Annotated in this window: 6 protein-coding genes and 2 pseudogenes; all 8 read left to right on the forward strand. The window is 66.0% G+C overall.

Going from position 1 to position 7,192, the window contains the following annotated elements:
• Positions 1-75 precede the first annotated feature (75 nt).
• The 8 genes and pseudogenes from HNR01_RS02425 (at position 76) to HNR01_RS02455 (ending at position 6,971) form a co-directional block, all read left to right on the forward strand.
• Positions 76-753, forward strand: coding sequence for a response regulator transcription factor (locus HNR01_RS02425; protein ID WP_017483131.1), 678 nt, complete (start codon positions 76-78; stop codon positions 751-753).
• A complete protein-coding gene (locus HNR01_RS02430) occupies positions 746-2,128 on the forward strand; it encodes a sensor histidine kinase (protein WP_017483132.1) in 1,383 nt (460 codons plus the stop codon). The genes HNR01_RS02425 and HNR01_RS02430 overlap by 8 nt, the downstream gene beginning before the upstream one ends.
• A gap of 504 nt (positions 2,129-2,632) precedes the next feature.
• Positions 2,633-3,387: pseudogene (locus HNR01_RS02435) on the forward strand (peroxidase family protein); the annotation flags it as partial.
• A gap of 106 nt (positions 3,388-3,493) precedes the next feature.
• A complete protein-coding gene (locus tag HNR01_RS27450) occupies positions 3,494-3,844 on the forward strand; it encodes a transposase (protein ID WP_017482586.1) in 351 nt (116 codons plus the stop codon).
• Positions 3,832-4,641 (forward strand): annotated as a pseudogene (locus HNR01_RS02440) (IS3 family transposase); the annotation flags it as partial. The gene HNR01_RS27450 and the pseudogene HNR01_RS02440, both read left to right, overlap by 13 nt.
• 206 nt (positions 4,642-4,847) lie before the next feature.
• A complete protein-coding gene (locus tag HNR01_RS02445; protein ID WP_017483136.1) occupies positions 4,848-5,651 on the forward strand; it encodes a Dps family protein in 804 nt (267 codons plus the stop codon).
• 31 nt (positions 5,652-5,682) lie between these two features.
• Positions 5,683-6,270 carry a cytochrome b gene (locus HNR01_RS02450; protein ID WP_026105331.1) on the forward strand — a complete coding sequence of 196 codons (588 nt, stop codon included), beginning with the start codon at positions 5,683-5,685 and terminating at the stop codon, positions 6,268-6,270.
• A gap of 5 nt (positions 6,271-6,275) precedes the next feature.
• Positions 6,276-6,971 (forward strand): VIT1/CCC1 transporter family protein, encoded by a 696-nt coding sequence (locus HNR01_RS02455; protein ID WP_017483138.1) that lies wholly within the window; start codon positions 6,276-6,278, stop codon positions 6,969-6,971.
• Positions 6,972-7,192 lie beyond the last annotated feature (221 nt).

The raw sequence follows: 7,192 nt of genomic DNA on the forward strand, positions 1-7,192 counted from the left end.
ACTCGTGGTCATGCGACTGGTTCCGGACCACATCAGGCAGTGGGATAGGGGCGTTGAGCCCGGGAGTGGACCGGGTTGGCTAAGCTGCTTCTGATCGAGGACGATGCCGCGACGGCCGAGGAAATCCTTGGCGACCTGCATGGGCGTGGGCATGAGGTTGCCTGGGCCGCCACCGGCCCGGACGGTGCGGCCGCAGCCCGTTCGGGAGGATGGAACGCCATCATTCTCGACCGGATGCTTCCTGGCCTGGACGGACTTACCCTGCTGCGAGACCTCCGGGGCGCCGGGGATCGCACACCCGCCCTTGTCCTGAGCGCGCTCGGCGATGTCGACGAGCGTATCCGGGGCCTGCGCGCCGGGGGCGACGACTATCTCGGCAAGCCCTTCGTCCTCGCCGAACTCGCGGCCAGGATCGAGGCCTTGCTACGGCGTCCGACCGACGTCCGTGAGACGGTAATCAGGGTGGGGACGCTGGAGCTCGACCTCATAGCCGGCACCGGTCGCAGGGGTCAGCGCGATCTCGACCTCCTGCCGCGCGAGCTCAAGCTGCTCGAATACCTCATGCGACGGCCCGGGCAGGTCGTGACCCGGGCGATGATGTTCGAGGAAGTGTGGAACTACCGGTTCACTCCCAAATCAAACCTCATCGACGTGCATCTCGGACGCCTGCGCAAGAAGCTTGAGGCCGAAGGCGAGCCGATGCTCATCCATAACGTCCGGGGAGAGGGCTTCACCCTGTCTCCCGATGTCTAGGCTCGTCCATTCCTTCGCATTCCGCTGGGCGCTCGCCATCGCCCTATGGTCTACCCTGCTGTCGCTACTCCTGTTCGCCTTCGTGTACTGGCAGACCGCGGCGTTTATGCAGGACGAACTCGCCCAGGTCCTGCGCCACAAGGCGCACTATGCCGCCCGTGAGCCTGCGAAAGCGGTCAACCGCATCGAGACATGGATCAGCGAGGACCTGCACAGCGTCCACTTCGCCGGCCTGTTCGGGGCCGACGGTAGCAAGCACGCAGGAAACCTCGATGCGCGGCCGCCAAGCCTGCCGGTGGATGGCGAGGTCCACCGGATCGGGGCGCAGGTCGCCATCGCGGGACGGCGCCTGAACGAGGAACTCTGGTCGGCGGCCGTGGCCTTGAACGACGGCAGCATCGTGGTCGTGGCGCACGACACCGACGAGATCGACCGCGCGAAGGCTACCGTGATCCGAGCGCTCGGCCTCGCCCTCGTGCCGACCCTGGCCTTCTCGATACTCGGCGGCGTCCTGCTCGCTGGACGCGCCAAGCGCCGCTTGGCGTCCACGGAGGCGGCGGTCGCACGCGTGATGCGGGGCGACTTGCGCCAGCGCCTGCCGGTCGGCGAGGCGGGAGACGAATTCGACCGCTTGGCGCGTGACGTCAATGGCATGCTCGCCGAGATCGAACGCCTCATGGAGGAGGTGCGCGGGGTGGGCGACGCCGTCGCGCACGATCTTCGGACGCCGCTCACCCGCTTGCGGCTGCGTCTTGAGCGGGGCCGGGACCAAGCCCGCGACATCAAGGAACTGCGCCAGGCGGTGGACCAGGGCCTCGTCTGGATCGACCAGACCCTCGACATGGTGACGGCGGTCCTGCGCATCGGCGAGATCGAGCACGGACGGCGCTGCGCCGCCTTCGGCCCGGTCGACCTACGGCTCGTGGTGAGTGAGGCCGCTGAGTTGTTCGAACCCTTGGCCGACGAGAAGGGAATCGCCCTCGGCATCCGCATTGAGGGGGAAGAGTCCGCCGTTCGGGGCGACCGCAGCCTTATTTTCGAGGCAATCTCGAACCTCCTCGACAACGCAATCAAGTTCACCCCGACCGGAGGCCGCGTCGAGATCGGCCTCGCTCGGCGCGACGGCGTTCCCGTGGTGTCCGTGGAAGACACGGGTCCGGGCATTCCCGCCGACGAACGTAACCATGTTTTCAAGCGGTTCTATCGTGCGGAACGTGCCAGGCAGACGCAAGGCAACGGGCTCGGCCTCGGCCTCGTTGCGGCCATCGCCAAGCTGCACCGATTTCCACTCAGCGTCGGTGATAGTCCCCATGGGGGATGCCGCTTCGAGATGGCATGTCCGGAGGCGGAACGTCATGCGTCGGTGACAGGCTGAACGTCGGGTCTGTCGTCGAATGGCAAGCACGGCGTTGGGAGAGGCGTATCACCGGGCGCCCTCCGTCAAGACGCGCGAAGAAAAATGAATATAATTTTAAGAATTGTGCCAATCTGGATTTGGGTGCGAGATCGCTCGGATGATGTCGAAGCATTCTTATGCGGCCCGGAAGTGGGCCTGCGCGATCCTTGCCTTCACGGCGATGCAAACGTCAGGGACAGCGGGTTCCAGCCTAGTCCGAAACGACCCTCCATTGTCCTTCTCAGAGCCGGTCGGTGTTCCCCACAAGCACTGTGCGGGTTCCTGCATCAGTCGGGGTTCACTGCAATGGTATTGCAGGGCGGACCAGACTTGCGAGTTGAACTGCTCGACAGCCCCGCCGGCAATGGAATGCCATGGCGGCGAGGACTGAAGGCCTCCGGACGGGAATGGCCAAGGCTTGGGCGCCATGGGTGCTCCCGGGGCCAACGGCATGACCCGCTTCGCGTCGGGCCCTCGATGACCAATAGCGGTCGGCTGGCGCTCGCGCCCCAGAAGGACTGGGCGATCAACCGGCGCACCGTGCCGGTGGTGGCCGCGCTCCGGCAAATCGCCGACACGTTCAACGGACGGGGGGCGCCAGGAGGGTGTCCCTCGCCGATCTCATCGTGCTCGACGGCTGCGCCGCCGTCGAGAAGGCGCTCGCCGACGGTGGCCATCCCGCGACGGTGCCCTTCACCCCGGGTCGCGTCGACACCCGGCAGGAGCTGACCAACATCGAGATGTTCACGTGGCTCAAGTCCGTCGTGGACGGCTTCCGGAACTACGTGGCCGACGATTACGCGCCCATCACGTCGGGACGCGTCTCGCCGGAAGAGCTCTTCCTGGACAAGGCGTATCTCCTGTCCCTCGCCCCCGAGTGGGTCGCCTTGGTCGGCGGCCTGCGGGCCCGCGGGGCCAACCACGACGGCTCGAAGCACGGCCTCTTCACCGACCGGGTCGGCGTGCTGTCGAACGACTTCTTCGTAAACCCGACCAGCGTTGACCTCGAATGACGCAAGACCGACGAGACGGGCATGGCCTTCGAACTCGTCGACCGGGCCAGCGGCGCGGCGAAGTTCACCGCGACGCGCTGCGATCTGGTGTTCGGGTCGAATGCCCAGCTCCGCTCTGTGGCCGAGGTCTATGCCGGCAGCGACGATGAAGCCCGGTTCGCAGAGGATTTCGTCAAGCTCTGGGACAAGGTCATGATGCTCGACCGCTACGACGTCCGATCCTGATTGATTCAGGCTAAAAAAGGCATCCCTTTGGAGTGCGCCCCTGGGAGTGGACGGCGCTGGACCTGAGGATTGACCCGCCGCGCTGGGCTTCCGGAGGATGGAAGTCATGGCTCGGTATCGAACCCACAGTGTCGCGTTCAAGCGGCAGGTCGTGCAGGCGTATCTCGCGGGCGAGACGCTCCGCGGCCTCGCCCTGCGTCACGATCTTTCGCGCAATCTGATCCGGGTCTGGATCGCCAAGCACGAGGCGGGCGCCCTCGACGAGGACGTGCAGGCTGCCGACCTCCTGCAGGAGTACGAGGCCCGCATCGCGATGCTGGAGCGCTTGGTCGGACGGCAGACGCTGGAGATCGAGTTCCTCAAAGGGGGGCTTCAGCCCGCACGAGCGCAGAAAAGCGTGACTATGTCCGTCGTTGCCGGCCCGCCGGTCTCTCGGTCAGCCGAGGATGCACGCTGATGGGCCTGCCGCGCTCGACCTTCTACGACCAGCCGGCGATCAGCACGGATGCAACCGAGCTGCTGGCCCGCCTGACGGACCTGTGCGACGCGTTCGAAGGCTACGGTTATCGACGCGTCGGAGCGGCGTTGCGCCAGCAGGGGATCGTCGTCAACGGCAAGAAGCTGCGCCGCCTGATGCGCGAGCACGGCCTGCAGCCGCGCCTGCGCCGACGGTTCAAGGCAACGACCGACAGCGACCACGACCTGCCCGTCTTCCCGAACGTGGCGGCCGAGCGGGTGCCGGACGGCCCCAACCAGCTCTGGATCGCCGACCTGACCTACATCGCCGTCCCGAACGGCTTCGTCTATCTGGCCGTGATCCTCGATGCTTGGTCGCGCAAGGCCGTCGGCTATGCCGTGAGCCGCTCGCTCGAAGCGCGCACGGCCGTGGCCGCGCTGGAGGCCGCCCTGGCGGCGCGCTCGCCGCCCAAGGGCTGCGTGCATCATTCCGACCGCGGGTCGCAGTATGCCTCTGCTGCCTACCGGAAGGTCCTGGCCGAGCATGGACTGGTCGGCTCGATGGGACGCCGCGGCAATCCCTATGACAACGCCAAGGCCGAGAGCTTCATGAAGACGCTCAAGGTCGAAGCGGTGTACGTGACGGAGTACGAAACCTTCGCCGATGTCGCGGCTGACCTTCCGCGCTTCATCGACGAAGTCTACAACGCCAAGCGGCTGCATTCCGCGCTCGGCTATCTGAGCCCCGTGCAGTTCGAGGAGCAACACGCCCGGCAGCGGGTCAAACCCCTCGCCTGAGCCTGTCTACCGATAGGGGCGCACTCCACTTGGGGAGCGAATGGCGGGGCATTCAGGGTAGGATGCCCCGCCATTCTCATGTCCGCGGGGCATGCGGCGAAATCCTAAATTCGATGTCATTTTCGAACGCTTCCAAACTGCGTTCGTTTTCCAGGTCCTCATCGCTCGCCCGGGCGGTGCACACACCAGGATCAGATCAACTGCCCATGAAGAATGCCCGTTTCCTCTCGGCTATGCTCCTTGTCGGGACGGCCCTGCCGCTTCCCGTTCTCGCCAACGGAACGCCAACCCTCGCGCCGCCGCCCCCGAGCGCGATGAAGGTTCTCTCGCGGATCGACCTTGCCCAGGCCGATCAGCAGACCGCCAAAAGCACCGACGATGTCCGTGGCGCCTCGCAGACCAAGACGACCAGCTCGCAGCCGGTCGGCGCCTTCCCGACCAACGAGATGACGACGCTTCCGGTTATCGGCCTCGACGGCGACGCCGAGGCAATCAAGAAGGATGTCGCAGCCCTCCAGCAGACCCTGACCGAGCTGCAGCAGCTCCAGCTCCAGACCAAGCAAGCGCATTGGAACGCCTCCGGCACCCTGTACTACCCGCTGCACCTGCTTCTGCAGGAGCACTACGAGGGCCTGTCCAAGTACGCCGACACCATCGCCGAGCGCCTGCTCGCCGTCGGATCGTCGGCCGACGGCCGCGCCAATACCATCGTGAAGACCTCTGGCGTTTCGGAGATTCCCGGCGGCTTCCTCGACGACGCCCAGATCCTGTCATGGTTCATGAACGCGTACAAAAGGGTCGGCGAGGAGGTGAGCGCGGCCATCAAGGCCACGGAGAAGGTCGACCCGACGACGTCCAACCTCCTTCAGGAGGTCGAGCACGGCATCGCCAAGTACCAGTGGCAGATGCGCGCCCAGGTCCAGCGCACCAAGACCGATCCGAACACGGGCTGGGACCTCAACGACAACAAGCCCATCGACCTTGCGCCGCAGGCACCTTCGAAGCCCTGATGCACCGGGCACACGCCCCTGCCATCCAAGTTTGGGGCGTGCGCCGTATGAGACCGGATACGACACGAGCTCACGAGAGACGTCCTACGACGGAACCACTATCGCCCTGCACTTGCTCACGGGCGGCCTAGTGCTGGTCCTATGGCTCATCGGCACCTTGCTGGAAGACCTTGTGCCCAAGGGCACTCTCCGTTCCGGGATCTGGTCCGCCCACTTCGTCCTGGGCTTTGCGTTCACCGGTGTCATCGTCATGTTGCTGATCTGGCGGCAAACGAAAGGGCGTCAGCTTCCGGTCGATGATCCAGGCCCCCTGCATGTTCTCGCCAAGGCGACCCATCTTGCGCTCTACCTATTGCTCCTGGTCATCGCGGGCCTTGGGATCGCGAATGCCTTCGTGCGCGGTGTCACGTTGATCGGCCCGCTCGCTCTGCCGGCCCTCGGCGACCCGGAATGGCGCCGGCCGCTGACCCACTGGCACGGGCTCGCTGCCAACGTCCTGATGGCGGTCGCCGCCTTCCACGCCGCGGCCGCCCTGGGCCATCACTACCTCTGGCACGACGCCGTACTGCGTCGCATCCTCCCGGGACGCGCTTCTTCCGCCCCATACGAGAGATCCTGAGTACGATGCGTGCGTCCCATAAGGAAAACCACCTCATCGACCGTGTGGGCTGGCTGCGTGCCGCCGTCCTCGGCGCCAACGACGGCCTCGTCTCGACGGCGAGCCTCATTGTCGGCGTCGCCGCGTCCGCCGCAGCCTCCGGGGAGATCCTCGTCGCCGGGACGGCCGGTCTAGTCGCCGGGGCGATGTCGATGGCGGCCGGCGAGTACGTCTCGGTGAGTTCGCAATCCGATACCGAACAAGCCGATCTCGCAAGGGAACGACGCGAGCTCGCTGAGGACCCTGCGGCCGAGCGTGAGGAACTTGCGGGAATCTACGTCGCCCGCGGTCTCGACCACGACCTTGCCCTCAGGGTCGCGGACCAACTCATGGCGAAGGACGCGCTCGGCGCCCATGCCCGGGACGAGCTCGGCATCTCCGAATTTACCACGGCGCGCCCGATCCAAGCGGCCCTGACGTCGGCGGCGACGTTCTCGGCCGGGGCGGCTCTGCCGCTGCTCGTGGCCGCGCTCTCACCGGCTAACATCGTCGTCTACTCGGTATCCGCCGCTTCGCTGGTGTTCCTGGCGGTACTCGGCGCGCTTGGGGCCAAGGCTGGGGGCGCCGCCATCCCGCGGGCGACCGCGCGGGTGGCCTTCTGGGGCGCCGCCGCGATGGCCGTCACGGCCGGCATCGGCCACCTCGTCGGCAAAGCCGTATAGGGAAGCGACGTTCCTATGCTGGGATGGCGCGATGCATGCCGCCTCATTCCGCTTCGGCTAGCCACTTCCGCAGTAGCGTCGGCGGGCCGGCATACCCTGATGTGATGGCCGCCGCTTTTGCTTTCAAAGCAGATGGGGTGGATGGCTCCCGCTCCGACTGACGGCATCTGAGTGCCAGGATGTGGTTGCTGTCGAAGCAGCCACGCAGATGCAGGAGCCAT

This window comes from Methylorubrum rhodesianum, assembly GCF_014199985.1.
GTDB classification, from domain to species: Bacteria; Pseudomonadota; Alphaproteobacteria; order Rhizobiales; family Beijerinckiaceae; genus Methylobacterium; species Methylobacterium rhodesianum.

Coding starts and splice junctions, on each gene's coding strand:
- HNR01_RS02430 (WP_017483132.1), top strand. CDS start 746: ATGTCTAGGCTCGTCCATTCCTTCGCATTCCGCTGGGCGCTCGCCATC.
- HNR01_RS02445 (WP_017483136.1), top strand. CDS start 4,848: ATGAAGAATGCCCGTTTCCTCTCGGCTATGCTCCTTGTCGGGACGGCC.
- HNR01_RS27450 (WP_017482586.1), top strand. CDS start 3,494: ATGGCTCGGTATCGAACCCACAGTGTCGCGTTCAAGCGGCAGGTCGTG.
- HNR01_RS02455 (WP_017483138.1), top strand. CDS start 6,276: ATGCGTGCGTCCCATAAGGAAAACCACCTCATCGACCGTGTGGGCTGG.